The sequence below is a fragment of the Alkalihalobacillus trypoxylicola genome (genome assembly GCF_001590785.1).
Lineage (GTDB): Bacteria > Bacillota > Bacilli > Bacillales > Bacillaceae_D > Alkalihalobacillus > Alkalihalobacillus trypoxylicola.
This window is the reverse complement of sequence record NZ_LTAO01000002.1, coordinates 95,166-120,183: the sequence shown is the minus strand read 5'-3', so window position 1 is coordinate 120,183 and position 25,018 is coordinate 95,166. Positions and strand designations below refer to the sequence as shown.

At 34.3% G+C, this 25,018-nt stretch carries 25 protein-coding genes, 3 tRNA genes, 1 pseudogene and 1 other annotated feature; of the genes and pseudogenes, 4 read left to right on the top strand and 25 right to left on the bottom strand.

The features are described 5' to 3' along the window. Nucleotides 1-171: 171 nt before the first annotated feature. The 5 genes from AZF04_RS03575 to AZF04_RS03555 all read right to left on the bottom strand — a co-directional run bounded on the left by AZF04_RS03575 (nucleotide 172) and on the right by AZF04_RS03555 (nucleotide 1,935). Nucleotides 172-248 (bottom strand) — tRNA-Ile (locus AZF04_RS03575). A gap of 42 nt (nucleotides 249-290) precedes the next feature. Beyond that, a tRNA-Gly gene (locus AZF04_RS03570) sits at nucleotides 291-364 on the bottom strand. 34 nt (nucleotides 365-398) lie between these two features. After that, nucleotides 399-475 (bottom strand) — tRNA-Pro (locus AZF04_RS03565). 621 nt (nucleotides 476-1,096) lie between these two features. Further along, the gene (locus AZF04_RS03560) at nucleotides 1,097-1,348 is read right to left on the bottom strand and encodes a hypothetical protein (RefSeq protein ID WP_061947594.1); all 252 of its coding nucleotides are present in this window, start codon (nucleotides 1,346-1,348) and stop codon (nucleotides 1,097-1,099) included. A gap of 11 nt (nucleotides 1,349-1,359) precedes the next feature. Next, a complete protein-coding gene (locus tag AZF04_RS03555; protein WP_061947593.1) occupies nucleotides 1,360-1,935 on the bottom strand; it encodes a TetR/AcrR family transcriptional regulator in 576 nt (191 codons plus the stop codon). 215 nt (nucleotides 1,936-2,150) lie between these two features. Here AZF04_RS03555 and AZF04_RS03550 point away from each other — a divergent pair, with 215 nt between their 5' ends. Next, nucleotides 2,151-3,080, top strand: coding sequence for a Gfo/Idh/MocA family protein (locus AZF04_RS03550; RefSeq protein ID WP_061947592.1), 930 nt, complete (start codon nucleotides 2,151-2,153; stop codon nucleotides 3,078-3,080). Between the two features lie 255 nt (nucleotides 3,081-3,335). On the opposite strand, the gene AZF04_RS03545 is transcribed toward AZF04_RS03550, so the two are convergent. Further along, entirely contained in the window at nucleotides 3,336-4,556 is a 1,221-nt protein-coding gene (locus AZF04_RS03545; RefSeq protein ID WP_061947591.1) for an MFS transporter, read from the bottom strand. A 221-nt stretch (nucleotides 4,557-4,777) separates the two neighbouring features. Between AZF04_RS03545 and AZF04_RS03540 the strand changes: the two genes are divergently transcribed. After that, entirely contained in the window at nucleotides 4,778-5,227 is a 450-nt protein-coding gene (locus AZF04_RS03540) for a GNAT family N-acetyltransferase (protein ID WP_061947590.1), read from the top strand. Between the two features lie 141 nt (nucleotides 5,228-5,368). Here the strand turns inward: AZF04_RS03540 and AZF04_RS03535 are convergent, their stop codons facing one another. From AZF04_RS03535 to AZF04_RS03445, 19 genes and pseudogenes are all read right to left on the bottom strand, one after another. Next, nucleotides 5,369-5,842: an HIT family protein gene (locus AZF04_RS03535; RefSeq protein ID WP_045482163.1), complete on the bottom strand. Its 474-nt coding sequence runs from the start codon at nucleotides 5,840-5,842 to the stop codon at nucleotides 5,369-5,371. 94 nt (nucleotides 5,843-5,936) lie between these two features. Then, a complete protein-coding gene (locus tag AZF04_RS03530) occupies nucleotides 5,937-6,701 on the bottom strand; it encodes an ABC-2 family transporter permease (RefSeq protein WP_045482166.1) in 765 nt (254 codons plus the stop codon). Further along, complete coding sequence (locus AZF04_RS03525) at nucleotides 6,694-7,620, bottom strand: ABC transporter ATP-binding protein (protein ID WP_061947589.1); 927 nt, start codon at nucleotides 7,618-7,620, stop codon at nucleotides 6,694-6,696. Before AZF04_RS03525 ends, AZF04_RS03530 begins: the two co-directional genes overlap by 8 nt. A gap of 80 nt (nucleotides 7,621-7,700) precedes the next feature. After that, on the bottom strand, nucleotides 7,701-8,396 hold the full coding sequence (locus tag AZF04_RS03520) for a response regulator transcription factor (protein WP_045482172.1): 696 nt from the start codon (nucleotides 8,394-8,396) through the stop codon (nucleotides 7,701-7,703). Next, nucleotides 8,389-9,306, bottom strand: a complete 918-nt coding sequence (locus AZF04_RS03515) for a sensor histidine kinase (RefSeq protein WP_045482175.1) — start codon at nucleotides 9,304-9,306, stop codon at nucleotides 8,389-8,391. The genes AZF04_RS03520 and AZF04_RS03515 overlap by 8 nt, the downstream gene beginning before the upstream one ends. An 80-nt stretch (nucleotides 9,307-9,386) precedes the next feature. Continuing rightward, nucleotides 9,387-9,857 carry a DUF7878 domain-containing protein gene (locus tag AZF04_RS03510; RefSeq protein ID WP_064504039.1) on the bottom strand — a complete coding sequence of 157 codons (471 nt, stop codon included), beginning with the start codon at nucleotides 9,855-9,857 and terminating at the stop codon, nucleotides 9,387-9,389. A 566-nt stretch (nucleotides 9,858-10,423) separates the two neighbouring features. Continuing rightward, nucleotides 10,424-11,209, bottom strand: coding sequence for a TraX family protein (locus AZF04_RS03505; RefSeq protein WP_061947587.1), 786 nt, complete (start codon nucleotides 11,207-11,209; stop codon nucleotides 10,424-10,426). Nucleotides 11,210-12,108: 899 nt separating this feature from the next. Next, nucleotides 12,109-12,379: pseudogene (locus tag AZF04_RS20515) on the bottom strand (transposase); the annotation flags it as partial. A gap of 33 nt (nucleotides 12,380-12,412) precedes the next feature. Further along, nucleotides 12,413-13,417 (bottom strand): reverse transcriptase domain-containing protein, encoded by a 1,005-nt coding sequence (locus tag AZF04_RS03495; protein ID WP_235599914.1) that lies wholly within the window; start codon nucleotides 13,415-13,417, stop codon nucleotides 12,413-12,415. A 42-nt stretch (nucleotides 13,418-13,459) separates the two neighbouring features. Further along, complete coding sequence (locus AZF04_RS03490) at nucleotides 13,460-14,182, bottom strand: SDR family NAD(P)-dependent oxidoreductase (RefSeq protein ID WP_061947585.1); 723 nt, start codon at nucleotides 14,180-14,182, stop codon at nucleotides 13,460-13,462. A 214-nt stretch (nucleotides 14,183-14,396) separates the two neighbouring features. Continuing rightward, nucleotides 14,397-15,623: a hypothetical protein gene (locus AZF04_RS03485; RefSeq protein ID WP_061947584.1), complete on the bottom strand. Its 1,227-nt coding sequence runs from the start codon at nucleotides 15,621-15,623 to the stop codon at nucleotides 14,397-14,399. 1 nt (nucleotide 15,624) lies between these two features. After that, complete coding sequence (locus AZF04_RS03480) at nucleotides 15,625-16,776, bottom strand: hypothetical protein (RefSeq protein ID WP_061947583.1); 1,152 nt, start codon at nucleotides 16,774-16,776, stop codon at nucleotides 15,625-15,627. Further along, entirely contained in the window at nucleotides 16,754-17,629 is an 876-nt protein-coding gene (locus tag AZF04_RS03475; protein WP_061947582.1) for an ABC transporter ATP-binding protein, read from the bottom strand. Before AZF04_RS03475 ends, AZF04_RS03480 begins: the two co-directional genes overlap by 23 nt. Then, nucleotides 17,616-18,392, bottom strand: a complete 777-nt coding sequence (locus tag AZF04_RS03470) for a hypothetical protein (RefSeq protein ID WP_061947581.1) — start codon at nucleotides 18,390-18,392, stop codon at nucleotides 17,616-17,618. The genes AZF04_RS03475 and AZF04_RS03470 overlap by 14 nt, the downstream gene beginning before the upstream one ends. Beyond that, complete coding sequence (locus AZF04_RS03465; protein WP_045482198.1) at nucleotides 18,385-18,924, bottom strand: RNA polymerase sigma factor; 540 nt, start codon at nucleotides 18,922-18,924, stop codon at nucleotides 18,385-18,387. The genes AZF04_RS03470 and AZF04_RS03465 overlap by 8 nt, the downstream gene beginning before the upstream one ends. Before the next feature lie 200 nt (nucleotides 18,925-19,124). Continuing rightward, nucleotides 19,125-20,342 carry an MFS transporter gene (locus AZF04_RS03460; protein ID WP_061947580.1) on the bottom strand — a complete coding sequence of 406 codons (1,218 nt, stop codon included), beginning with the start codon at nucleotides 20,340-20,342 and terminating at the stop codon, nucleotides 19,125-19,127. A gap of 64 nt (nucleotides 20,343-20,406) precedes the next feature. Then, nucleotides 20,407-20,678, bottom strand: a binding site (T-box leader). A gap of 404 nt (nucleotides 20,679-21,082) precedes the next feature. Further along, entirely contained in the window at nucleotides 21,083-21,535 is a 453-nt protein-coding gene (locus tag AZF04_RS03455) for an SRPBCC domain-containing protein (protein ID WP_061947579.1), read from the bottom strand. Between the two features lie 99 nt (nucleotides 21,536-21,634). Next, nucleotides 21,635-22,102, bottom strand: a complete 468-nt coding sequence (locus AZF04_RS03450; protein ID WP_061947578.1) for a nucleoside deaminase — start codon at nucleotides 22,100-22,102, stop codon at nucleotides 21,635-21,637. Between the two features lie 191 nt (nucleotides 22,103-22,293). Beyond that, nucleotides 22,294-23,232, bottom strand: a complete 939-nt coding sequence (locus AZF04_RS03445; RefSeq protein WP_061947577.1) for an NADP-dependent oxidoreductase — start codon at nucleotides 23,230-23,232, stop codon at nucleotides 22,294-22,296. A 459-nt stretch (nucleotides 23,233-23,691) separates the two neighbouring features. Here AZF04_RS03445 and AZF04_RS03440 point away from each other — a divergent pair, with 459 nt between their 5' ends. Together AZF04_RS03440 and AZF04_RS03435 are read left to right on the top strand one after the other, a co-directional pair. After that, complete coding sequence (locus AZF04_RS03440) at nucleotides 23,692-24,141, top strand: DUF1569 domain-containing protein (RefSeq protein WP_061947576.1); 450 nt, start codon at nucleotides 23,692-23,694, stop codon at nucleotides 24,139-24,141. Nucleotides 24,142-24,390: 249 nt separating this feature from the next. Beyond that, nucleotides 24,391-24,984, top strand: coding sequence for a TetR/AcrR family transcriptional regulator (locus tag AZF04_RS03435; protein ID WP_235599913.1), 594 nt, complete (start codon nucleotides 24,391-24,393; stop codon nucleotides 24,982-24,984). Nucleotides 24,985-25,018 lie beyond the last annotated feature (34 nt).

Genomic DNA, 25,018 nt, shown 5'->3' with positions numbered 1-25,018 from the left:
CGATGTTCCATTTTGCATTGATTTCTCAATGACTAACATTGACGAGATACCTTGTATCTCTTTAATTCGCTTGGCTTTTGTTCAGTTTTCAAAGAACTTGTATCGCTCGATGGCGACTCGATAATCTTACACAGTTAAAACGAAACTGTCAAGAACTTTTTTTAAAAAATATGGTGGGCCTGAGTGGACTCGAACCACCGACCTCACGCTTATCAGGCGTGCGCTCTAACCAGCTGAGCTACAGGCCCCTAAAAAGGCATAAAAAAAGCACAACCACCAAATTATAAAATTGGAGCGGGTGATGAGAATCGAACTCACGACATCAGCTTGGAAGGCTGAGGTTTTACCACTAAACTACACCCGCATAATAAATATGTAATATAAAAGGAGAATACTCATGGTCGGGAAGACAGGATTTGAACCTGCGACCCCCTGGTCCCAAACCAGGTGCTCTACCAAGCTGAGCCACTTCCCGCTTCAATTAATTTAGCAAAATAACAATCTTTTATTGCGTCACTAGACCTATTATAAGGAGGTCAACAACATATGTCAACCACTTTTATATAATTTATTTTCATTTGAATTCTTACCGAGATTTATCGGTTCCTTGTTAGCTACTTCAACAAAGGAAAGAGTTAAACTGAATTCCTACATTATCACCTTTAGCCTATATTAATGATTCATTTTCTTTTTAAATGTATGCTCTAACCAATCTGATATTTTTATACTGATAATAATTGAAAGGACTAAAATTATAAAAAAAGCAACTACACTCAAGATAATGGTTAAACTTCTATTGAAAAAAAACCAATCCAAGACATTCGTTGCTATAAAGAACAAACTAATGAAGACAGCGATAAAAGAGAGCACCTTTAAACTTTCTAATAAAAATTTATTTCTCAAGAGCTGTTCATTCCCTTCGATATCAATCCATTATAAAGCTAATCACTTTTAGTAAATAATTCTAACTCATCACTAAGAAATTCATTTTCTCTTAAAGTGAATAATTCCTTACCATTAGCAAATTTGTACAAAAAAGCGCTCTTTCTCCAAAGAAAAAGCACTTGTTAAACGAATATTAATAGATCAAATGCTTTTAACTTTTGTTCCTCTTAAGATTAATAAAATTGGATAGAAGTGTAACCGCTCCCGCTGTTAAGCTTCCTATCCAAAAGCTATGACCTATGATCAGTAAATAAATTCCGATACCCAATAACCCTACTCCTATATAAATCCCTACTTTAGAGCCAATCATAGCTATCCTCTTTGTAGGATACGTTCCCGCAGCTGCCTTTTTTGAAACGTCCATATACTTTTTCGTATGCTCTTTAGCATTAATCACTTTCATTGCCTTACCTCCTAATCAAAGATTTCATTAATTAAATGATCGACCATAAAATCAAATACATCTATAGGATTGCTTAATGTGCTATTTTCAGTTATGGTGTTTAACATTGCCGACAGAATCGATATCGCTAAATCTTCTTCAATTTTTAAAGAAAGAAAAGGTTTATTAAGCATATATTTTGTCGATATATACGTTTTTTTTGATAAATCGATTCGCTGTTCTTCTTCTAGTTTATTAAAAAAAGCTAAAAAATCAGGGTTTTTATGATCATAAATAAATGGACTTTCATGATAAACTCTAAATATTTCTTTGAGAGCTGCAGCTACACCATATTTATTTGGCATTTCAACCAACTTTTTCTCAACTACTTCATATAAATAATCCTGTATATCTCTAAAGGTTTGATAAAAAAGAGATTCTTTTGTTGGAAAAAAAATATAAAAAGCACCTTTAGAAATCCCTACATGCTTACAAAGATCATCAATACTCGTTTTTTTATATCCAAATCGCTGCCAACTTAGCTTGCACTCATTTTTTAATTGATTAGAAATCGTTTTTTTCTGTTCTTCAGTAAATCCTTTCGGCACAGTCAGCACCTCCTCCTTATATACACATATGACCAAAAAAATTTTTTTAGTCATATATTATTATAATGGCAATCTTCTCATAAATCAATTCTTACATTTTCATATACAGCCCTCTTTTACCACTACAGTAGCCATCCTTTTTATGCTATATTCATTTTATATCTGAGGAAAATTAGAATTACTAACTATTAGACATACAATCGGAGGATGATCAGATGAAACCTAGAATTGGAATGGTTGGGTTAGGTAGTATCGCTCAAAAAGCCTATTTACCTATTTTAACGAAAGAAATCGATTGGACATTTGTGGGAGCGTACTCACCTAATAAACAGAAAAGAGAAAAAATCTGTCATCAATATCGAATTCAAGCTTTTGAAGATTTATCTACATTAAGTCAGTCATGCGATGCGATTTTTGTACACAGTTCAACCGGTACTCACTTCGAAATCGTTTCTCAGCTTCTCCAAAATGGTATCGATATTTATGTTGATAAGCCTTTGGCAGCTAGTATTGAAGAGGCAGAGAAATTAGTTCAACTTAGTGAGAGTTTAGGTAGAAAGTTAATGGTAGGTTTTAATCGAAGATTTTCACCCATGTATGTTCAATTGAAACAACTGTTAAAAGAGAAAGACACTGCATGGATTAACGTTGATAAGCACAGAATAGCAAGGCAAGATAGCCTTACCTTTGAACATATACTTTTAGATGACTATTTACATTTAGTTGATACTATTAGATGGCTTGCAGATGGTCATTTACGATTTGATCATGGCTTTTTGAAAAAGACCACTGATTCTAAATTAATTTTTTCAAAGCAGCAATTCCTATCCGATCAAAACAACATCTATCACACCTCCATGCATAGAAGTGCTGGAACAAACCTAGAGCAAATAGAATTAGTCACAGATGGAGGGATTTATCGAGTAAAAAACATGAATATATTTGAGGTTGAGAAGGATAATCAAATAACGACCACTTATTCCGGACCTTGGCAAACCATTTTAGAACAAAAAGGGTTTGAAAATGCAGTAGCACATTTTATTAAGTGCCTTCAGCAAAATACAATGCCTAGCGTATCAGCCAGAGAAGGATTAGAATCACAAAAATTATTACAGAAACTCATTTCAGATTCGAAACATTTTTAGTAAGAGTTGATTCCTAACGTAAGCTCGAAGTTCATCATAATGATGAATGAAAAATACTGGCTAGAAAAAACAATATATTAAAGACTGTTGATCGGATAAATCACTGAAAAACTTTCGCTTTCAGGAGGAACGACTTCAGCTTCGTATCCAGAAGAGTCATCGGATCCTTGTGCTATCTTCATTAAAATCAACGAAGAACATTCCTCTTTTTAGGAATGTTCTTCGTTTTATTTACTTTGGCCTTGTAAACGAGAACTAATAATTGGACGTATATTTTCTATATGTTTTCCCTCTCCATAATGTCATAAGAGCGATCACTAATCCAACAGTCGAAAAGGACAAAATGATGGTTTGAATATCAAATCCGTTAGAAACAAGTAATGTTACGCTAGCATAGGCAAGTGGATCAAATCCATTCATAGCTAGGAATACAATACTCATGACTCTCCCCATAATCCGAGGATCTGTATCTTCTTGCGCTGAGGTGAAGAAAGGAATAGAAACAAATGTCATTGTAAATCCGATTAGAAACGCTAGAGCTGTCAAAATATACAAATTAGGAATTTGACTAAAGGCTACTGCGACCAATAATGTTGCAATTAACCCAACAATCGATGTTAATCCCCTACGACGTATTTTCACCATACCTATTATCGCGGTACTTACGAGCATTCCAATCCCTAAAGCAGCATCAATATAACTGAGATTAATTGGTGTTCCCCCATATGTCTCTACTAATATCGGAATAGCAATTGATATCGCTCCAAATGCAAAGAAATTTAAGATAATTAAAATAAGAATTCCTGTCATTAAAAATTTACTTGCTTTTACATATGAAAAACCTTCTATAAAATCTTTAAGAGGCGTTTGTTTAACAGTATTATCTACTGGACCTTCTTTTAAGAAAGGAGGAAACATAAAAAAGGCAGATAAAAGTACTATAATAGCCGAAACTAAATAACCAGTAGATACACCTCCAAATTCCATTACACTCCCAGAAATAATCGGTCCGATGACAAAACCAATCTGACCCAATCCTTGTATAATAGCATTTGCTTGTTTTATTTGGCTTTTCTGCACCATTTTGGGGATTAATGATGTGCCAGCGGGGCCAGAAAAAGCATCTAATGTTCCAAAAAAGAATCCCAAAATAATTAGGTAAACAAACGTTAATTGATTGTTAGTGTTCAATAAAAAGATGATGACTAATAATATTCCTTGAATCGTACTAGTACTGAACATAATGGTCGTCTTTTTAAATTTGTCAGCTAAAACACCTCCAAATGCCATCATAAGAATACGTGGTACTGTAATGGCAATGAGTATCATGCCTAGTGAACTAGCCGAACCTAAATCAGAAATGACAAACCATGTGGTAGTCATAAAAAACATACTAAAACCAATAAGGGCTAAAAAGCTACCTATAAATAGAAATATAAAAGAGCGATTTCTCATCAATGATTGTTGTTGTTCCATCAAAAACTTCCTCTCAATCTTTAATATAAAACAATCATAGATTGTGACGTAATGTCACAGGCAAGCCTTTTTTAAAATCTATTCAAATAGAACATACCCACCCTATAAGTTTTTCTTATCAAATACTAAAAGCTTTTTGTATTTTCTTCCTCTAACTTTACTTGCTAAAATAGTGTATAGATATACTCTAAAAGCTTAATTCTTATAGGAGGCTATTGAAAATGATTTTTAGAAAAGCCACATTGAAAGATTTACCTCAAATAGTAGAAATGTTAGCGGATGATGAATTAGGCTCAAAAAGAGAAAGGTTCGAAAATCCTTTACCCGAAGTTTATAATAATGCTTTTCAAGAAATAGAAAATCAAAAAGGGAATCAAATTTTAGTTGCAATCGAAAATGACCAGCTTTTAGGTTTTCTACAGTTAACCTTTATCTCTGGAATAGCAAGAATGGGTATGAAACGGGCTCAAATAGAGGGGGTTCGGGTTGATAAAAATCATCGAAGCAAAGGAATAGGGGAAAAATTATTTAAAGAAGCCATCCTTCTTTCCAAAAAAGCAAACTGTAGTATGGTACAACTGACCACCGATAAACAAAGAAAGGATGCACACCGCTTTTACGAAAAACTAGGTTTTGAAACGAGTCATGATGGATTGAAATTATTTTTATAACCGAGCTTGACCCAGGCTGAACAAAAGCAACCTGGGTTAAAGTATATTTTTCTTCTACAACAATAATCTTTTCTGAAGGATTAACATATTTAATTAGACTGTAAACACATCATTATTTTTCTTAGTAGAACTCTACCTTCTTTAATAGCTTAAATGGGTTATTTGTATTAAAGCGTTTTTTAAGCTTTCTTTTAAATTCCCATGTTCCTCTTCTGAATATTGGTATCTTTCAGCACTCCAATTTTCCATAGGGTACTTCCAAACTGGATGTACGACCCTTTCCTTAGGCTCCCAATCGTATCTTGGAAATATATGGGCATGTAAAAAAGCATCCGTGTTCCCATAAATTGAATAGTTGATTCTTTTAGGATTACATACTGTTAAGATTGCTTCTCCAATTAACGTCATGTCAACGAGATAATCAGCCCTCTCCTTCATAGTAAGATCTTCAATGGAATTCACTTTATTATAAGGCAGCAACACACAATACCCAGGTAGAAATTGAGTATCTCCAATAACCGCATAACCGCTTTTCATCTTCATCATAACCATAGGATTTTCGCCTTTACTTGCTGCTAAGATTCGGTCGTTTTTCCATTCGTTATGCTTATTCATGATTATCCTCCTTATTTCCCTAAAAAAATTTAAAAATAAAAAGAACAAACATAAGTGTCTGTTCTTTTATACCGCCCTTTATATTCTTTCGATATCATCTTAAATCTTCCTTCCTCTTATATTGAATCGCAAGGGTAGTAAATAATAAAAAGAAGAAAACCGCTACACTAAGTACATGTATCACATCATATATGTTACCAAAGTCTTTTATAGTGACAATCGTATTAATCAGCAAATACGAAGAAATCTTAGTATCACTAATTAGCCCTTCCAATGTAGACAAAAGCATACCCACTATATTTAACGATAAAATGACGCCCACTACTAGACTAGCAATACTATTTTTAATCATTATCGTTGCACATAATACAATAATAGAAAATGACCAATGAAGGAGGTAGTGACCGATTAACAAATTTACGAGGTAAGCATAATCATCTATCATAATCTGTCCATAAAATAAGGTTCTTCCGATAAAGTTACTGACAATAAGCGCTACGAACATAAGGAACGTAAATAGTCCAAGTATTAAAACCTTAGAAATAACCGAATGTATTCGGGCCCGATTATTAGAGATATAATTTTTATAAAATCCAGCGTTATATTCGCTCATATAAAAATAAACGGTGAAAACCGCAATATATAACATCACCCACGAAGGTGTTTGCGCAAACAAATATTGAATGAATTGGCTCTCATTCATGCTGCCTATAAGCGTATCTCCCTCGAAAGTTGGCTGTTCATATTGTTTCATCATAAATATCCCAAAGATTTGAAAGGAGATAAACACAAATAATAGCACATACATCGTTTTATTTGTGAAGAAGCGATTTAAATCCATCTTGAAAAGGTTAATCATGCGATTCACCTCCGCTTCCCGTGCGTTTCAAAAAATAATCCTCTAAACTTTGTTTATGCTTAGTAAGAGAATGAATGACGATTCCATTTTCAGTTAATATTTTTATGATTTGCTGGTTTTTTACATGGTTATCATAGATATAAATACTATGTTCATTCATTACTTTGTACTTTTGAATATTCAAATGTCTTTCCAGTATCGGAATGGCTTGCTTTAATTCTTCCACTTCTAATTCAACTCGTTCTTCAAATTGAAGAAATAATTCCTTTTTAGAGATATTTTCGACAACCTTACCATGATTCAGAATTACATATCTAGTTGCGACTTTTGATAACTCTTCTAAAATATGACTCGAAATAATAATCGTGATTCCCTTCTTATTAAGCTCTTGAATCAATTTTCTTATTTCAGAAATACCCTGTGGATCTAAACCGTTTATCGGTTCGTCCAAAATCAGTACATCTGGGCTCCCTATTAAGGCTATTGCAATGCCCAGCCGTTGCTTCATACCCATGGAAAAATTCTTAACTTTGATTCTATCAACATCACCTAAGCCAACTAGATTCAATAATTCATTAATATACTTTTTGCGATCTGTTAACCCATAAGAGATGGCCATCAAATCAAGGTTTTTATAGGCAGAATAATGTGGAAATATTCCTGGCTCTTCTATTAATAATCCCATCCGCTCAAAATAAGCATGATTCCCTCTCATTTTCGTATTAAATAATGAGATTTCTCCGGATGATGGAAAGATTAACCCACCGATCATTTTTAATAAGGTGGACTTACCAGCTCCATTTGGACCAATTAGTCCAAAGATTTCACCTTCATATACTTTGAAATCGACCTGGTCCACGACTGCTTTCGCTTTAAAATGTTTCGTTATTTGTTTTACTTCAATGATGGCTTTTGACATAGACCTTCCCTCCTTGACATTAAGATAACTAAAAAAAGCTAATATAACCCCAAGAAAAGGTTAAGAAAATGCAAAGAACATTATTTACTTAATCGGAAGCCGACACCCCAAACCGTATCAATATAATCTCCTTCATCATGTTGCCTTATTTTATAACGTATATTACTAATATGAACCGTAATCGTTTTATCTTCCCCCATATATAATGTATCCCAGGCCAACTCAAATAAATCCTGTCTTGTAAACACACGTGTTGGATTTTTCATTAACAACTCTACAATTTTGAATTCTTGCCTCGTGAAATTCAATTCCACACCATGAATGGTGATACTCATTGTATCGCTATCTAACATTAAATTTTTATGTTTATAGGTTGATGGCGATTTACTCTTGGAAATTCTTTTAATATGTACATGAACTCTAGCTATTAATTCCTCAACATCAAATGGCTTTGTCACATAATCATCAGCACCTAATTTAAATAAACTTAATTTGTGATCGAGCTTTTCCTTTGCTGACAAAACAATAACAGGTGTTTCTTTTTTTAGATCAGTCCGTAAATCATACATAAAAGCTTCTCCTGACAAACCTGGTAGCATGAGATCTAGTATAATTAAATCATAATCTTGATGCTTAATATTCAATGCTCCCTCACTTCCAGAATAAGCCTGAGTACATATAAAATCCTCTTGCTGAAGCACGCCATAGATGATGTTATTAATATGCTCATCATCTTCAATAATTAAAATATGTTGCTTCTTAATTTCATCATCCATATAGACTCTCCTTTTCTTCCGTTTTAAAAATAAGCACGATACAAAACTGCCCATCCTTCAAATCAGCATAAACATGACCATTCATCTTTTCTACAAGAGATTTTACAATAGACAGTCCAAGTCCTGAAGATAGCTGGCTTCTCGACGGATCTTCTTTATAAAACCGAGAGAATATCTTGTTAAAATGAATAGACTGATTAGGTTTTAGTTTATTATTAAAATGTAAGTGAAACTCCCCTTGTTTCTTTTCATGAGTAATAATTAAATTTCCATCTCCATGAAAAATATAGTTTCTGATAATATTTTCATAAATCCTTTCTAATGCGGTTTCATCACCTACCATTCTCACTGGAAATTCCGGTAAGTTCAATATAGGTTCAGTGTTTTTATGTGAGAATTCTTCAATAAAAAAGAACAATCGTCTTTTTAGAACATTAACAACTTCAATTGAATCAAGTTCTAATCTATAATCCTGATTTTTTAATTTAGTATAAAGAAATAATTGATCGACAAGAGTGATAATCTGCTTCATTCTAGTTTGCGCCAAAGTGATATAATGCTTTTTTTCTTTCAATTGGTCAGAGCGTTCGGCTAACTGCAAGTAGCCATCAAGAGATGTAAGAGGTGTCCGTATATCATGGGATAAACTGACAATCGTTTCATTGATTTCTTCACTCTTTCTCTCAAACTCCTGGTTTTGTTCTCTTTTTTCGCGGAGAAGCTCATTGCAAAGATTCATTAATTGATATAGTTCCTTTGGCTTTATTTGTGACTGAATAAACTTGAACGAATCATGCTCAGAAATAAAAGCTAATTGATTGCCAATATCTCTCACTTGATTTTTATAATACAGTATATAAACCGTTTGCATGATGAATAAAACTGAAATCAGTATGAGAAAAAAAAGCACTTCTTCACTTCCTCTCCATTATAGAAAATATATAGATTATTTTACTAAGACTTTTTCACAAAACACAGTTCAAAACAAACCTATAAAATGTATCTAGAAGGAATATGTTTTATAAACTTATCTAACTCGATTTGGAAGTAATTTTCTAAATCTCGTTTTAAACGAGTCTCTAAAGCGATCAACTCACTAATTAAATAGTCCAGCTCAAACACATTATAAAGTTCTAGTTCTGCCCATATGGATTTTAATCTGATTTTGTCTCCAAAGGGGATAAGGGAAATGATCGCCCCTTCCTCATCATCGTGTTCAATAGAATAATAATGAAACTCATAGATTTTTTTGTCTTTTTGAATCGATCTTTTCCATTTATATAAATACTTGTAGAACTCTAAAATAGGAAACTCTTCTTGTTCAAAATATAAGTCTTCATTTATAAAGATTTTAAACACGGTAGAGACATTTAGGAGAGAAGAGACATCTTTCCTCATTTTATAATGTAGTGAATCTTTTTCACTAGTAAATCTGTAATCAAAAATTACTTTGTTCGTCATATGCTTCAAATTTTTCACCTTGCCTTCGATGTAGCCCCTACATGATCATTAGTAGATAAGACCGCTAAATTTATCTTGAATTTTGATTGAGTTATATTAAAAAGCCAATCTGTTTATTGCTAAAATCTAATTAAAATAGGACTTATTTTGTCTTTAGCAAGCTCTATAGCCATTATAAACTAGTTTAAATGCCCTGTTACACCATTCATTAAAACCATGTGGCCAAAATTATTTTAGGACAAATAAGTACCAAGGCTTTTATAGCCCTGGTACTATTAGCTGTAATCATATTTTGTTAAGGAAAACTTAATTGTTCATTCTATCCGTTTAAATGCTAATATTGAAACTCTTCTTTTAGCAATCCCATTATAACCGTGTCATAATATTTACCGTCTATATACTCATCTTTCCGTAAACGCCCTTCTACTACAAACCTGCACTTTTCATAAGAGCGAATCGCTTGAATTTTCCTAAAACATAAATATACTACAAGTTATGTAAGTGCTTTCAAATCTAAAATAGTAATAAAGAGGTGTTTTGATAGCGATACAGCAGGTGTACATCCATCAAGATAATATAAGTACACCTATAGACCAAAGTATTACGATGTGTAGAGGGTAAAATATGTAGAATAAGTACTTTAAACCGCTCCCCTTCTTACCATTGTATAATAGAAAGAGAGGTAATGCGAAAATCATGATCCATTGATAGTCAGCAAACCCAAAAAAGTGTTGGTATAATCCGCCAAGAATCCACCCCCATCTTTGCACAGAGTAAAACATTGCGAGACAATAAAAACTATAACCCGCTATAACTGTCCATCTATTATCTTTTGCAAAATAAAAGAAAAGACCTAATAGAATGGTAAGAGGACCACCCTCAACTCCAACAATGTTTCCAGATATTTGAACTACAGACACTGCGAATGGGTAAGGTAGCAACCCGGAACCTTCCAGTGAGGCAATTAAGATAAAAGAAATAAATTGCCAAGCAAAAAACAATAGAAGGAGTTTTATCCTCTTATTTTCCAGCAGCATGATTAGGAATGCTATTAAAAATAAAGTAGAGAAGAAGTTCAGTTCAAGATACGGACCACCCAAATCTGTATAGTGAATACGGAAATTTATAAATAGATTTATAAAGCTCATTCCGACCGCAGCTACACCTAAACGTACCAAATACCTAATCCTGTTGGACGTGTTTTTAAAACCGATAACTACGCAATAAATAAAGACTGGTGCTGCGATCCTCCCTATCCACCCCATCCATTCTGGCGTTCCCGATATGAATAATCCATAATGGTCAATAAACATAGCGATCAGTGCAATAATTTTTAGCTGAGTACTTGTCATGATTTTCCTACCTTTATATAAATGTGTGACATAAAGACAAACGCCAAAGTTTTACTTTGGCGTTTTAAAAATAGTATTATACTACTCTATTTTTTTATTATTTTATCGTATGTGTCCTGAAAAATTACTAGGAGCATGAAATCTTAGATAATAGTCTTCAGTACTGCTCAACCCAGTTTGGGTAGATAAAAGGGTTGCGTTAGAAAGCACATTCCAAGTTCGAATATTAGTGTCCCAAAGAGTCCCCTTCCGCATAAGATCTACCCTCAAAGTGTCACTCCGAAAATTAACAATACGTACACTATACGAACTTTGGCCAGTCAAAAGATAATCTGTGAACAATCTAGAGCGGTTTGCTGTTCCACTAAAGTTATATTGACCGCTGCTACTGATATTCCATACATTAGACGGAACACCTAAGCCCAATGGGGAAATTTCTCCCTCTCCCTCATATAGGTAGGCGGGTGGTTCGGGAGACACTCCGACGTTTTCTAACACCTCTGATTCATCGTCATGCTTAACTTCAAGTGATTCTTGTGCGGATACGGTGGTGAACGAAACTAGCACAGCAAAAATAGCGATTAACATTCCTGTAACTGATATTTTTTTCAATGTCAAGCACGGATTTCTGAGGAGAGTCTCCTTTAGTATTTTCTAGTAAATTATAACATTATAAAATAGAAAAAACACAAAAATTTGTAAAATTCTATTATTTCTCTCAATTAAAAACAAAAAATGAAAGTTATTCCTTCCAATTAAAAGAAATCATAGTACTCTAGCTACTTTAGGGGTATTTTTAAAATTAATTCTTGGAAATAATCGATTTTTGTTAGACTACTCCCTTGGTTTGGCATAGAGTTTTAAAATCTGGTTACTGGATAGGATAGTGTTCACTCCCGTTATAGTCTTTGGATTCGCTGAAGTACTTTCCAAAAGAATTCCTGATATACGAAACTTGAAGCTAGTTTAAAGTACAGGGAGCGAATTCGTTGGCAACTTTAATAATTCGTGCACGTATGGTATCAATTTGCATGATCTGTTGCTCTTCTGGAAAACAAGTGTGCGAAGCCAGTTCGTTAAGGTATAAGCCAATAAACTCAACATCATCTTAACCTCGTTTACTGGGTACGAATGACTATTCATATTATCAAAACCAAACCCATTCTGGGCTTACTTGATGTAGATTTTATACTTTCTTCTCTTTCATCGAGTAGGAGGCACGTCACCGTGCCGACCTCTCACACCACCGGACGTACGGATCCGTATACGGCGGTTCAATTTCATACTAAACATGTACTTTTGTATAATGTTGGAGACCCGAAAGTAATCCAAACTTTTCTGTCTCTTATTGGTAATGGTGGTTGTCAGAACCCATGAATAAGCAATTCTGACAACTCCTTTACTTGTGTGACTGTATTTGTAGGCATTGTTTTTATTCATGCCAAGTTGCACCAGGTTTTTCCTTCTGTTCCTAGCCGTTTTCCATTTCTTCCAGATGCACATCCTTAGACGGAATCTCAAGTGACTATCGATATTTCGGAGTACACTTCTCATCGAACCAATCTTAAAATAATTGACCCAGCCTCGAATCACTTGATTAATTCGCATCACTTGAAACTTCTTTTCCACTGACCAGTTCTTTTTCGTTAGCTGCTTCAACTTATATTTAAGGTTTTCAACCGATTTCCGATGTGGTTTTGCTTTATAGAGCTTTGTTTGATGGTCCTTATAGAACCCGAATTCTAGGAATTTCATCCCCGGGTCAGACGGTGTCGTTACTTTTGATTTGGTGCTGTTGACAAGTAACCCTAGTTTTTCTTCGATAAAACGGGTTACTGACCTCATTACTCGTCTCGCTGCCATATCACTTTTGACCATGATGATACAGTCATCGGCGTAACGAACGAAGTTCAAGCCACGTTTCTCTAATTCCTTATCGAGTTCATTAAGCATGATATTACTAAGTAACGGTGATAATTTCCCCCCTTGCGGAGTACCTATAACCGTTTCTTTATACTCGTCATTAATTTGTACGCCACTTACTAAAAATTTTCCGATTAGCGAGATGACATCTCCGTCTTGAACTGTCCTCGATATCAAGTTCATCAGCCTATCGTGGTTAACATTATCAAAGAAGCACTCTAAATCGATATCAACAATCCAATTATATCCGTCATTATTTTTTCGTTCCTTTTTGCAGATAAACAACCTTAATAGTGATTACTTTACCATTCTTTCCTAGGAAGCTATTTAACAATTTAAATCCGTAATAGCAGGTATATTAATTTCTTTAACACATGAGACAGGAGACAAGCTAACAATACATTTAACAAGGGCCACCATATCTTGAACAGGAATTCTTGTGCCTCCATATTCTGAAATCGCTTTGTCCGCTCCCTCTTCATAAGGAATTTCTGCCGCTAATTCACCTGGATTCATACAGGTAACGGCAATCTTGTCCTTCCTCACATGTTCTCTTACTGCATTCGCTATCCCACGTAAACCGTGTTTAGAAGTGACAAATGCTACTTGAGAGTGGTTTGTATGATCTAATCCTGCCGTTGATCCAATTAAGATAATCTTACCACTTTTTGACCTTCTTATATTCGGCAATAACGCTTGAATAAAGGTTATGGTTGAGGTCAAATTAATATTTAGTATAGTAGCAATATCTTCTGGGTCATCATTATCAAAATCATAATATTCTTCAAAACCATCTCTCTCCCAAACACCTACATTATAAATAAGTACATCTATTATTTTATTCTGTAACGCTTCCTTCACTAACCCTAATTTATTCTGTCGTGACAAATCCACTTCCAACCAAATTCTATCCACTCCATCATTTAAGTCTAAAGCTTTTGGCCTGCTTCTTGATATCATCCATACCATATCTCCGCTTGTGGGCAACCCTTTTACGAACGCGTCCCCTAATCCTTTACTCGCACCAAAAATGATATAATTTCTACCCAATGCTAACCATCCTCTCTATAAACATAAAACATACAATCAAAATAAAATTCTCATCACAACATTAAAATAACAAATAACTAGTTACTGATACACCACTTAAAGTCTGAAAGCTCCTACATCATTAGTTGTAGGAGCTACCTTTATACAAACATACTAAGAACATGCACAGAAAACGAGGAAATCTTCTCAGAGAGAAAAAGAATTATCATTAAAATCAATTTAATAAATCTTGATGCTGCTGACGAGCACAGAAAATAATCGGTAAACTGATACCAATAATCAACAAAAGAATTCCTGAGAATAATTCAATCATTGGAATTTTTGTCCACTGATATAATTCATTCTTTAAATAAAACGCATCTGCTAGAACTTGATTAGTAATGGCAATAAAAACAAAACCAACCGGAATAATTTTCATTAGCAATGACAAATAATGTTTACTGGTTTGAGAGAGGAATATAAGAATTCCACTATACGCCATCCCTATCAAATAAACTAACAACACTAAACCCATTAACCACTGACCAAAAGTCCACTGAAATAAAGATAACAGTAAAGGTTCATCGCTACCAATTAAAAAAGAATTTAATCCATTAGAGAAATAGCGTGTGAAATCAGTAAAATATAATAAACCTCCAAAGATACCCAGAATACAAGTAATCAATAGAAAACTAGCAGTCACGCCACTAGCAAATTGTGTCCAGAGAATTCTCCGACCATGACGACTGCTCCATTGAATGTTTTGTACCCCTAACAAGTGATCTCTAACAAGAACGGAAGGAATTAATAACGATAGTAAAAAAATGAGCAAGGTAATTACACTTCCAAAATGAGAAGCAACGGCCGAAGATAATTCTGTCGGAAAAATGTTACGCCAATTTTCTCCTATAAACAAAATTTCTGATAGCCTTTCTCTCTCTCTTTCATTATAGTGGTCATTATTTAAAAATATTTCTGGTGAATCAAATTGGTTCATAGAGTCATATAAATTTTCTAGCACTTCAATTTTATTAACAATTGAATGGCCCGCATCATCGACCAAGTCTAGCTGAATCGCTTCTCTAATTTTAACGTTTTCTGTCTGTTCTTCAGTCATTTCGTTCTCTGCACCACCGGAGAGATTTTCTTGCGACCATGTTTCAAACTCAGCATAATTTCCAAATTCAAGTTGTTTTGCGATAGAATGTTCCGAGACAATCTTGTCTGCCTCTTTTATGAGGGAAAAGTACTCTGCTTCAATTTCTACTATGTCTTTTTCTTCAAGTGAATTTCCATATCGATTTTGCCAATCAGAGGCATGCTCATAAATAGGAATCAAACCACCGTTTGGCCAATACGTGTGAATAAATTTCAAATCTTGGTTATAAAAAACAATCGTTACTAAAAGTGCTACGAGAAGTAAAATTGGTTGGAGTAATTTCTTAAATTCAACAGTAAACACGTTATTTTACCTCCTTTATTGAATAATATTTAGTTGTTACTATTCCGCCAATACCTAATAGAAATAGATTGACGATTATTGCAATAGTTTCTTGCCATGGGATCGTCGCATAAGGCCCCATTTCCGTAAACCAGTACCCTTGGACTTTCCAAATTGAAATAGGATGCCACATCAATAGAGAGTGCATATTCCACCAACCAAATTGATTAATGATTTGTTCGAATCCTATTAGGGTTACATAAAGGGAAACAAATACAATAAATCCCCAGAATAAATGATTGGTCCATAAACCTACAAGAAAATTAAATCCATGACAGAGGATTATTAATAAGCTGCCTAATACAGCAGAAAGAATTGTATAGTATAACAATGTCATTGGCTGCCAAGGTATAAAGGGGACCTCCAAAACAATAGGCGAATAGATATTTAAGTGAAATTGTGTAGATATACTTGTATCCCATAAGCTCCCAATATCATGCTGGTAATTAAAAATTCCAAATGTTAACAAGGCCAACGTTACATAAAAAAGAAATGTGACAATAAAGCTTGCTAAATATTTACTCAATAGAGTTTTACGTCCTGTTCTTGAGGTTACCACTAAGAAATCCGTTCTGGTCAATCTCTCGGATGTACTTCCATATAAACCTAGCAATATAGCAAAAATTAGACTTTCTCCCAAAATCAAATGAAATAACCGATTTCTCAAAAAGGTAAAGTAACTCATTGTTTCTCCTGCTGCCCCCAACTCTAATGCTGCTTGTTCTTCTGCTAATTGTTGGACAACTGGAGTCAACTTTTCATATTTTTTCTCCATTTTTTCAGCTACTGAACCTTCAATTTGATAAAAGCTAATCATCTCTTGACCCAGGGCTTCTGTGGAGTAATGTTGAAAAGTATTCTCCAAATCTGCAGTTTCTGAAAGTAATCGTTGCTTTTCTTTACTAACAGGTTGATTGGTTAGTATTTCATGGAATTCAGATGTAATGAAAGTTCCTGTCTTTTCTTCTGTTTCTTGAACATAATTTAAATAAGATTGATCCAATCCTACTGTTGTTATGTAAATGATATTTAATAATAAACTCGCCAAAAAAAACAAGATAATCATTGGTTGTTCTAAAAGTTTACGAATTTCAAAGGAGGTAATCCGCAGCATCTGCAGCCACCTCATCTCGATAAATATACAAAAATGCATCTTCTAAATTTGGACGTACCTCCACCCCTCCCTTTGGAATAAATGGACTTGCAATTCTCAGCAAATGTCCTTCTTCGCTTTCTCTTTCACTTAATAACAACTGCCCCTTCATTAATCGATATGTAGCAGGAACTTCAAAGATCTTTCCTTGAACCTTTTTAGTAATTTGAGAAGGTGTTTCGCAACCGTACAAATGATGGTTTTTTATCATAACGATTTGTTTCGCAATCGTCTCGACATCCGAAACAATGTGTGTAGATAAAATGACAATCCTGTCTTGAGCGAGGCGATGAATCAAATTTCGAAACCGAACACGCTCTTTCGGATCTAAGCCAGCTGTCGGCTCATCTAAAATAAGTAACTTTGGATCATTTAACATTGCCTGAGCAATTCCTACTCGTTGGATCATTCCTCCTGAAAAACGTTTCATTTTTTTGTTTTTCACATCAGAAAGTGCTACAAGCTCTAACAGTTCATCAATTTTACTTTCCGCTTCCTTCTTATTTAACTTCTGCAATGCAGCAATATATTTTAAAAATTTTACGGGACTATAATGACCATAGTAACCAAAATCTTGTGGCAGATATCCTAATATTCCTCGATACTCTGCACCCAAATCCTTAATAGCTTGTCCATCCCATAATATTTCACCAGAGGTTGGAAACAACAGGGTTGTAATCATTTTTAATAAGGTCGTTTTTCCTGCCCCATTTGGAGACAAAATTCCATAAACTCCATTTTCAAAAGTTAAAGAAATATCTTTCAAAACTAGATTATTCTGAAATTCCTTACTGACCTGATTAAGCATTAGCATTAGTAATCGTTCCTTCCTTTTGCATAAAGTAGTTGTAACGCAATAAATAGATAAATAAAAGGAGTAATCCAAATACGATTACTGTAACAATGGAGAACGGTAAATACAGCAGAAGCAGAGTAATCGAGTCTTGCTTCCAAATTAAGAGAACACCCATTACAGTCCAAATCAGTGGATTCAACCAGTAACTGCAACGAAATGGTATTTTATATTCTAAAAGAAGTTGGATATTTGCAAACAAAAACAGGGAAGCAAACGACAAACTAAACAATCTCATTAACGAAAGTTCCTGTCCAAGTAATTGCCAAATAAGAACATTACTCGCTGTAGAAATAACTAAAGAAATCCCACTAAACGCCAGCATACGTAAAATCAAGAGCTCCTTTAGAGAAACTCGTAGTGTCATTTTTAGTTCGAAGGTTCCTAATAACTTTTCTTTCCAAGCTCCGAGAAAATATAAAAGTGCATAACAAAGAGGAGATGCCATAAAAACAGTAAAATAAATTTTGTCGATTTGATTATTCTCAAATAAATTTTGTAAATCCGGGTAATAAAGGAGTCCTAACCCTAACAATAATAGGCCGACAATAAATAAAATATCTCCTAATCCCCAGAAAAGATAACGGAAGCCAACATCTTGATAATAAGAACGAAGAAATTCTCTAAATGTTACTGGTTGGAGATTAACTTCTTTTAAAATAAATGAAATACTCTTTTCTTTTTCTTCTTCTGTAATAGGGATACTCTTTCTCCCTCTATTCATAATCATCAAACTCCTCTCTTACCTTTTTAATCAACCGATAATATTGAGCTTTAATTCTTTCTTCTTTTTGAGCAAGCAATGAAGCAATCTCTGGAAATGATAATTCTCCATAAACACGCATCCTAAAGATTTCCTGAATTTCTGGACGGAAACTATTCACATATTGATTAATTGCCGATAATAGTTCCTTCTGATATAAACCTTCATCGAAATCTATTTCATCATCTATGTGTTCTATATCCTTCAACTCCAACCAAGTTACCTTTACCTTTCGTCTAGCATCAATAACTTTATAAGTTCCAATTCGGTAAAGCCATGTCCGAAATAATGATTTGCTATCATCATAAGAACTCAACCCTTTAAGAGCAGCAATAAAAACTTCCTGTGTTAAATCAAGAGCTTCATCTCCATTACCAACTTGACGATAAAGATAAAAATACAAATCATCGTAATAACGACGAATTAATTCATCTGCAGCTTGATTTGATCCTTTTTTTAATATGTAACGGATTAATCGCTTATCAGTTAACACTTCTTTACTCCTTTCACTTTCACTACCTATATATTCGAAATCCAATCTGCAATCGTTGCATTCTAAGTATTATAAAGTTAACTAGATAATCTAATTGCCAGCTGATTTAGAATTGACTTCCACAAATTAATTCCACTTAATCATTTATCCCAAAAGAAAAAAAGAATGACTCTCGTACTCGAGGCCATTCCTTTCATTTTTTAACCTGACATTTCTTCCTTATAAAAATTTTCTTTTTCTTTATTCATTACAACTCTATAAATGTAAAAGCCAATGAGTAGGAAAACGGCCGAACTTACCATATAAACGGGACGAATCGTAAACCATTCTGCGAATAAACCGATAAGAGCGACCATAATCACCGTACTGCTTGCTTCAACCAAGCCAACAAGATTAGTAAATCGACCCATTATCGATACAGGAATATGATTTTGGTAAAACGTTAAAAAACCTACATGGGCAGACGTGATAGCAAAAGTGATGATAAAGAAGCCTATCGAAGCACCCATAAAAGAGGTGGAGAAGGCAAATATTAAGTATCCAATAGGGGTAATCACAGCTCCGAGACCCATCAATACATTTAATTTTAGTACCTTCGCAAACCAAACATTAAAAAGGGAGCCTGCCACCATCCCAAGTCCTGCAATCCCAACTAAAAATCCATAGGTGCTTTCTGAAAAAAGTAAAACCTTGGTTGCAAATGCTGCTTCAAGTGAGTCGATACTAGCCAAAAACACACCAAATCCGCCAAATAATAGATATACCCTTGTGACATGTAGATGTTTCCGTCCAAAAGCGAGAACGATATTCCAATCTTCTTTCACTACAGCAAATGTAATTCTTGTGTAGATTACTTCTTCATCCCTTTGGTCAACATTCGGAAGCAGCATAATGACAAATGCTGATAGAACCAAAGCCATGCTATTTATAAAAATCGCCATTTGTGGAGTACTGATAACAAATAGAAGACCAGCAATCGATGGACCAAGTATAAATCCACTCGACTGAATAAAATTACGCAATGAATTAAAGCGTTTCCGACTTTCCTTTGGAACCAATTTCGTCATGTAGACGAGAGAAGTCGATTCAAAAATGGAACTTCCCATATTGATTATAAAAACTAGAACATAAATGAAAAACAATGAATCTAAAAATGGTAAACAGAAAATAAAAGCTGCTCGAACGAAGTCTAATGTAATCATTAGCTTTCGTTTATTGAGCCGATCAATAAATGAACCTGCCCACACATTCGTAACAATCGTAGCAATCGGAATGAGCATATATAATACCGCTACAGCAAATGGTGAATAATCGGTTTTAATTAATACCATTAAATTCAATGCAAGTAAATAAACCCATGCACCAATGTTTGAAATGCCAATACCAATAAGTAAAAGCAAAGGGGCTTTCCAATTCATCTAGCACCACTCCTATCCGATTTTTTGAACAACGAAAAAAAGTCTCACCCCCAAGGCTCTAAACCTTGGGGACGAGACTTCGGATTGTTAGAAGTTTCGCGGTGCCACCCCAGTTTGTTATTGTATCACTACAATAACCTTTTCAAGTACGTCATTTAAAGATGATTATACTCTATCTCTATAACGGGAGAAACCGGTACATCATCACTTTCTTGTTGAAAGATCCTTTGTACAGCTCAGAGGCTTGTTTCCTTGTGCCATTACATCCTCCATTCACACCATCTGGAGTTCTCTGTTATGCTTGTGCGCAAGTACTCTTCTCATCATCGCTTTTTCGTTTTTTTATGATATCAAATATTCTGAATAAAAGAAAGAGAATTTTAAACACTACATGAATCCATTTCATCATTCATATCTTATAATGAAAACCGAACGATTTTGTTTTTGATTTCACTTTTGGTAGATGCTGTCCCAAGGGCTTGTCTTCAGCTAACTTCGACTACGCTGAGCGTCGTCAGAGTAGATTTTCACACTGCGCTGATCCTTCGGGAGTCACTACCTACCGTTTCAAATTATGAGTAAATTCACACAACTAAATAATAACTCTAATTCGTTAATACTATCCCTGTCTGATTAATTGATATTTTGGGAGCTAGTTTTATTAGTAATGATAATGGGGTCACAGTTTGATATCCAGCCTCTTCAAAACTTTTTCATACGTAATTAATCACGGTGGGCTACTACATTGAATGACCTTGCTTATCTTCTGAAAGTGTCTTAATTATGGTCTTTGCCTGATTTGTAAATTCTATAGATGCATCGTAGTACAATTGTCCATCGTTTATGAGAGCAAAATCACCAATGTTTATTTTTAATAAAGTTTTTTCCCCTTTAGCTTGAAGAGTATAGTGGTAAGCAATGTCCCCTTCATTAGGTTTAAGTTTCCATCCTGTAACAAGAAGTGAGATAATTAACTCATGCTCAGTATCCACTTTAATCAGTTTTGTTATAGACTGCTCTCCATTTGGAAGATCCCAGACAACTTTACTTCCTAATGTCATTCGTTCTTGAGGGTAATCATCAGGTAACTCATCCCACTGCGCTACAAATTTTGGATTAATTAGGATTTCCCAGACAACAGAAGGTGGTGCGCCAATTAGAATTTGATCACGGACAATTAGTTCTTCCTTCATACTATTATTCCTTTCTCCAAGTAATGATAGGATCGTTTACTTAGATTAGAATATGACGAAAAGTTTGAATCCTGCTTCACTTCTACCTTTAATTGGATTTTATTTTGCCTGACGATGTAATTCTTTTATTTTGATTGCTAATTCGGCTACGGGCCCATCAACTATAGCTTCTGGAAGAACGTCCTGTATAAATAATGGTTTTACTTTTGGACTTTGTTTATTAAGTTCTTTTCTCCATTCCAATAGTTGAGCGGTTGAACTAGCATATACTATTCTTCCTAATCCAACTAAACCATGAGCAGAAGCGCACATTGGACAATGTTCTCCTGAGGTATAAACAGTTGAACTAGAACGCTCTTCAGCTGTTAAATTTTTTGAAGCCCACCTTGAAATGGATAGCTCTGGATGTAGGGTAAGGTCCCCTTCCGAAATTCTATTATGATCCTCAAATAGAACCTCTCCATCCTTCGAAACTAAAATAGACCCGAAAGGCTGATTCCCTTCTGCTACAGCTTTCTCCGCTAATTCTAAACATCTATTTAAGTAACTCAAATCTTTTTTCTCCATTAAAAAGAGCCTCCTATTTTTATGTAATTTATAGCAAACATCTATTTTTAAAAGTATATAAGAAATGAAAGACTATTATACGGTAGACTATTATGGGTTAACAAGCATCTGAAAAAATGAGCAAGCTATATCTCATTTCGAAATAGCTTGCTCACTCAAATATTTTATCCACTTTATGTCCATATAATGTTTTAAAAGGTTATGACAATTTTACCGACAGCATGATGAGTCTCACTTAAAGCATGTGCATCATAAATACCTTGTCTACTAAAAGGGAATGTTGCCCCTACAATAGATTTAACCTTCTTCTCTTCCATCAATTCTGCCATATTCTGCAATTGTTTCCCATCAGGCTGTAGCCAAATACCCTTTGCCATAACATTATAGCTCTCAGCAGCTTCATAATCAGGTTCTCCCACAATGCTAATTAATTTTCCGGTGTTTTGCTTTAGTACCTTATAGCTATTCTCAGCTACTTCTCCACCTATCGTGTCAAAGACTAAATCAATATCACCTTTTAGAACCTCTGCAAAGTTCTCTTTTTTATAATCAATAACTTGATCAGCACCTAATGAATAAAGAAGTTCGTGATTCTTTTCACTTGCTGTTGTCACTACATAAGCACCTGTAGATTTAGCTAATTGAATAGCATAAACGCCTACACCACCAGCTCCGGCGTGAATAAGAACCTTTTCACCTTCTTTTAAATGACCATGTGTAAACAACGCTTGCCAGGCCGTTAGTCCAGCTAAAGGTACAGCAGCTGCTTCCTCAAATGAAATCGAATCAGGTATCTTTGCTAAAAGATGCTCATCAACAGCGATATATTCAGCATACGAACCGAGTCGAGTTGTTTCAGGACGACTAAATACTCGGTCTCCGACTTTCCAATCCGTAACATTCGAACCAATATCTGTAATAACTCCAGCTACATCCCAACCTAGAATAATGGGGAACTCCCAATCGAACATTTCTTTTAAGTAACCTTCTCTTAATTTCCAATCTATTGGATTAATCGATGTAGCCTCTATTTTTACCACTACTTGATTAGCTTCTGCATTTGGTTTTTTCACTTCCTGTTCCACTAATTCTTCTTTATTTCCATATTGATTAATCACAACAGCTTTCATTGTTCATAACACTCCTTTAAGTTAATATTCTTATATTATGTTCCCCATTTGGAGTCATCCTAAATCAATTTAAAAATAAACTTTACGATTTTGTTTTTATATCCTCCATTACCAAGATGCCCTCACAATGATGGTCGATTAGTAAGATTCTCTATTTTACGCTATAGCTGTTACAATGACTGTAAAAAGATTTAGAAAAACTCTTCATTTTTAAAACTCAAAAAAAATAGCACCAAAGCTCTAAAAGCCTTGATGCTAATAAATTACACTAAAAATGCAGCTGGGAAACTCACCGTTTAAATGAATTTTGATTATATATACTTATTACCTCATATGAGAACCAGTTATATTTGGTATTTCCATTTTATTTATGGACAATAAAAATCGTTCTATTATAATTAAATGAAAAGTGTGTGTTTTCTGAATTCTGTATACTAAATAAATTCCTTGGAGGCACAAATGAAAGATATCTTTGAGCAATTACATACTAAAGAAATACTAGATCGTATTGATTTGTTAGGATCAGACACTAAAGCTCAATGGGGGAAAATGAATCCGGCGCAAATGCTAGCCCATTGTTCATCCTTTCAAGACATTGCCATGGGAAACCAATTGCCTCCAAGAAGCTTGTTAGGGATGGTCGTGGGGAAATTGGCAGCCCCGATTTTTTATAATGACAAACCTTTACCACAAAACATGTCGACGATTTCAACCTTGATTATCAACAATCAAAGAGAATTTGAAACAGAAAAAGAGAAACTGAAACAGAAACTAATTACCTTCCAAACAAATGGACCTCATAAATGTACAGCTCACCCTCATCCTTTTTTCGGAAAACTGACTTCCGAACAATGGGGAAAAGGCATATATAAGCATCTTGATCATCATTTGAAACAATTTAATGTTTAGTGTAATGAGTTAGAAAGAATCTTAATTTCATAGATTAACACTTATGTTTATCAACTATGACGTTTTAACCACTCCCCTTTTATACATAGTAGTCGATTATGAAATTATTTTTCAATAGAGGTACGATAGTTTAGTTATCGCAATCTAACTATTGTAGACTTGTAACGATAAGGATTAAGGATTAGAATTAAGCAGGGATAATTAAATTCATATTTAGAGAATGAAAACATTAGTATGGAGGTAGTTGCTGTGAATAAAAAAGATAATACATACAATTTAATTATTGATAAATCGCTATTCTTATTTAATACAAAAGGAATTCATCAAACATCCATTCAAGATATTATGGATATTACTTCCTTACCCAAGGGGGCTATATATCGTAGATTTAAAAATAAAAATGACATCGCTCTAGCTGCTTATGAGAAAGCTGGGTCAATTATATGGTCATATATGCAAAATGCTATCAAAGGAAAAGGGACCGCAACAGAAAAAATTATTGCAATATCAGAAATTTACTTAGATGCAGTCCACAATCCACCAATTGAAGGAGGTTGCCCATTGCTTAATACTGCTGTTGAAAGTGATTCAACTTTTCCTGAGCTAAAACAAATCATGTCAATAGCCTTCCAAGAGATGAGAGAATTTGTATCAGCGATTATTAGTGAGGGAAAAGATAGTGGAGAATTTTCGCAGGAAACGGACCCTAATTCACTGGCATCTTATATTCTATCATCAATGGAAGGGGCAATAATGACTAGCAGGTTAACATTAAATAATGAACACATCTATTCAAACATAAAATATATGCAGGTACTTTTATATAGTTTTACAAATAAATAAAACTATAAAATGATTGTATTACTAGTAATAATAT

Excerpts from the sequence above, each read along its gene's own strand:
- AZF04_RS03560 (WP_061947594.1), bottom strand. The coding sequence starts at position 1,348 with ATGAAAGTGATTAATGCTAAAGAGCATACGAAAAAGTATATGGACGTT.
- AZF04_RS03550 (WP_061947592.1), top strand. The coding sequence starts at position 2,151 with ATGAAACCTAGAATTGGAATGGTTGGGTTAGGTAGTATCGCTCAAAAA.
- AZF04_RS03545 (WP_061947591.1), bottom strand. The coding sequence starts at position 4,556 with ATGGAACAACAACAATCATTGATGAGAAATCGCTCTTTTATATTTCTA.
- AZF04_RS03540 (WP_061947590.1), top strand. The coding sequence starts at position 4,778 with ATGATTTTTAGAAAAGCCACATTGAAAGATTTACCTCAAATAGTAGAA.
- AZF04_RS03535 (WP_045482163.1), bottom strand. The coding sequence starts at position 5,842 with ATGAATAAGCATAACGAATGGAAAAACGACCGAATCTTAGCAGCAAGT.
- AZF04_RS03530 (WP_045482166.1), bottom strand. The coding sequence starts at position 6,701 with ATGATTAACCTTTTCAAGATGGATTTAAATCGCTTCTTCACAAATAAA.
- AZF04_RS03525 (WP_061947589.1), bottom strand. The coding sequence starts at position 7,620 with ATGTCAAAAGCCATCATTGAAGTAAAACAAATAACGAAACATTTTAAA.
- AZF04_RS03520 (WP_045482172.1), bottom strand. The coding sequence starts at position 8,396 with ATGGATGATGAAATTAAGAAGCAACATATTTTAATTATTGAAGATGAT.
- AZF04_RS03510 (WP_064504039.1), bottom strand. The coding sequence starts at position 9,857 with ATGACGAACAAAGTAATTTTTGATTACAGATTTACTAGTGAAAAAGAT.
- AZF04_RS03505 (WP_061947587.1), bottom strand. The coding sequence starts at position 11,209 with ATGACAAGTACTCAGCTAAAAATTATTGCACTGATCGCTATGTTTATT.
- AZF04_RS03480 (WP_061947583.1), bottom strand. The coding sequence starts at position 16,776 with ATGCTGCGGATTACCTCCTTTGAAATTCGTAAACTTTTAGAACAACCA.
- AZF04_RS03475 (WP_061947582.1), bottom strand. The coding sequence starts at position 17,629 with ATGCTAATGCTTAATCAGGTCAGTAAGGAATTTCAGAATAATCTAGTT.
- AZF04_RS03470 (WP_061947581.1), bottom strand. The coding sequence starts at position 18,392 with ATGAATAGAGGGAGAAAGAGTATCCCTATTACAGAAGAAGAAAAAGAA.
- AZF04_RS03460 (WP_061947580.1), bottom strand. The coding sequence starts at position 20,342 with ATGAATTGGAAAGCCCCTTTGCTTTTACTTATTGGTATTGGCATTTCA.
- AZF04_RS03455 (WP_061947579.1), bottom strand. The coding sequence starts at position 21,535 with ATGAAGGAAGAACTAATTGTCCGTGATCAAATTCTAATTGGCGCACCA.
- AZF04_RS03450 (WP_061947578.1), bottom strand. The coding sequence starts at position 22,102 with ATGGAGAAAAAAGATTTGAGTTACTTAAATAGATGTTTAGAATTAGCG.
- AZF04_RS03445 (WP_061947577.1), bottom strand. The coding sequence starts at position 23,232 with ATGAAAGCTGTTGTGATTAATCAATATGGAAATAAAGAAGAATTAGTG.
- AZF04_RS03440 (WP_061947576.1), top strand. The coding sequence starts at position 23,692 with ATGAAAGATATCTTTGAGCAATTACATACTAAAGAAATACTAGATCGT.